The sequence below is a fragment of the Mesorhizobium sp. M1A.F.Ca.IN.020.03.2.1 genome (assembly GCF_004023205.1).
Taxonomy (GTDB): domain Bacteria; phylum Pseudomonadota; class Alphaproteobacteria; order Rhizobiales; family Rhizobiaceae; genus Mesorhizobium.
Window position 1 is genome coordinate 1 of sequence record NZ_RZSV01000439.1, and the last position, 1,841, is coordinate 1,841.

General features: G+C 58.8%; 1 protein-coding gene and 1 pseudogene. One reads left to right on the top strand and one right to left on the bottom strand.

Going from position 1 to position 1,841, the window contains the following annotated elements:
- Positions 1-1,109: pseudogene (locus EOA79_RS31805) on the bottom strand (hypothetical protein); the annotation flags it as partial.
- A 134-nt stretch (positions 1,110-1,243) separates the two neighbouring features.
- Between EOA79_RS31805 and EOA79_RS31810 the strand changes: the two are divergent.
- The gene (locus tag EOA79_RS31810; protein ID WP_128161119.1) at positions 1,244-1,822 is read left to right on the top strand and encodes a hypothetical protein; all 579 of its coding nucleotides are present in this window, start codon (positions 1,244-1,246) and stop codon (positions 1,820-1,822) included.
- Positions 1,823-1,841: the final 19 nt, after the last annotated feature.

Genomic DNA, 1,841 nt, shown 5'->3' on the forward strand with positions numbered 1-1,841 from the left:
GCCTGGGGAAGGGCGGATGCCAGTTGCGCATCGGTCATCGACCCGAATGCGAACTGCGCGCCCTCCTTGGAACGATAGAGATAGAAGGGAACGCCCGGTGCGCCGTTTGCTCGCATCCAGAGCACATTCCGGCGCAGACCCTCGGTGACACGCGGATCGAAATCCTTCGGATTGACTTTCGGGGCCGGCTTGCCGGATCCGATGATCGATCGGGATTGCTCGAGGAGCGTTGTCGCAATGTCGTCCTGGTGCATGATCGAAGCGGCAATGTCGAAAGCCTCGGCCGAAAGGATCGGGGTTAGGATCACGCGCAGATCGATGCTGTCATCCTTGATGCGGGGCGTGAGATGGTCGAAAGACCAGGCGCAATGCGGGCATGTCGGATCGACGAAGACATAGACAAGCGGTGAACCGGGCTTCGGCGTGTTGACCGGAAACCACATCGAAAAATCTTGGGCCTGCTGAATAAGCTGCTCGACGTTCGATGCTTTCGGAACATCGGTCACGTTTTGCGATCCGACCGAAGCAAGCTGCTGCGGCTGCGCCGCCGTCGCTTGTTGTGCCGGCTGGACCGGTTGTGCCTGCTGGACAGGCTGTTGAGTGGTCGCCGGCCGGGCCTGGCGGGTGGACGCGGCCAGCGGACTGATCGCCACGGTCGGGTTGGGCTGCACGGGAAGCTTGGGCGGTTCAGTCGTATTGGCGGCCGCTTGCGGGGAGGGCTGCTGCGTTGGTTGGCGGGAAGCAGCCGCCGGCGCGGGATCGAAAGGTGATGCCTCCGGGTTTACCGTCGGCTTTGTCGCCAGCAGTGCGGCCGAGATGTCTTCCCCTGACGGGCCGATAATCCGACCGTAAATCGTAAGCCCGTCAGGTGTGGTCAGCGCGACCTGTTGGCCGCCATCGGGCGTTGGGACGGCCCATGCGTTCATGCCAGCGATCTGCATGAGCGGACGAACCTTCGAAGCATCCTTGAAAAGCACCTGATTGGTGTAGGGCGACGAGGTAACGGTGCAGCCCACGAAACCTTGCTGCCACAGATTCAGCTCGGCCTTGGCCGCAATGACCGTGGCGAAAATGGCGCATGACGCCAGGAGGATTTTGCGGGCATACATTCGCGCTTTCCTTTTGCTGTATGTTGCAATTTGGCCTGAATATGCCATAAGGAATCTCATTGTCACCCCCCGATGCTCTCAATCGCTGATTGATTCTCGCATCTGTTGCCAAACGTGCACCAAGAAGAAAACTCATGGGCATTTACGGGTCTGAACGCCGAATTAAACATTTTTCCACCGAAGATAGCGGATTGGGAATGGTTATCAGAGTAATCGCCGTCGGCGCGGCTTTCGCTCTTGTGGGCGGAGCGATGTATTATACCAAAGCAAATGCCTCTATCGAAAAAGCACATCATAACGATGCTGGTGACGCTTCCACGAAACAATTGCAACGCGAACTTGGTGCATTACGAAAAGAGCTCTACAATTTGCGCGCGGACAACGCCTCGTTGCGCTCCGAAGTCACAACGCTCACATCGCAAAATGGTGTCGTTGACATGATTATCGGTCATCTGCGTGAGCTGAAAGCGCAGGACCAGGCGATCCTCGGCATGATCCAACCGGCTTCGGATAGCTACGCACACGAACAGGATGAATCCGGCCCGGAGATGCCAGAAGGCGGGCTCCAGGGGACCGCCAGACACCAGATCGTCACCCCGAAAGAGAAGGCTCCACCGCTGCCTACGCCCCGCCCCGATAAGGTGGCGGAGGCGGGCGGAGACAAGGACGCCAAACAAGCCAAGGATGCGGCCAAGAGCGCGCCGACGGAATAGATGAGAGTGAGGCATGGGC

Bases quoted from the DNA above. Each gene is read 5' to 3' on its own strand.
- EOA79_RS31810 (WP_128161119.1), top strand. From the start codon at position 1,244: ATGGGCATTTACGGGTCTGAACGCCGAATTAAACATTTTTCCACCGAA.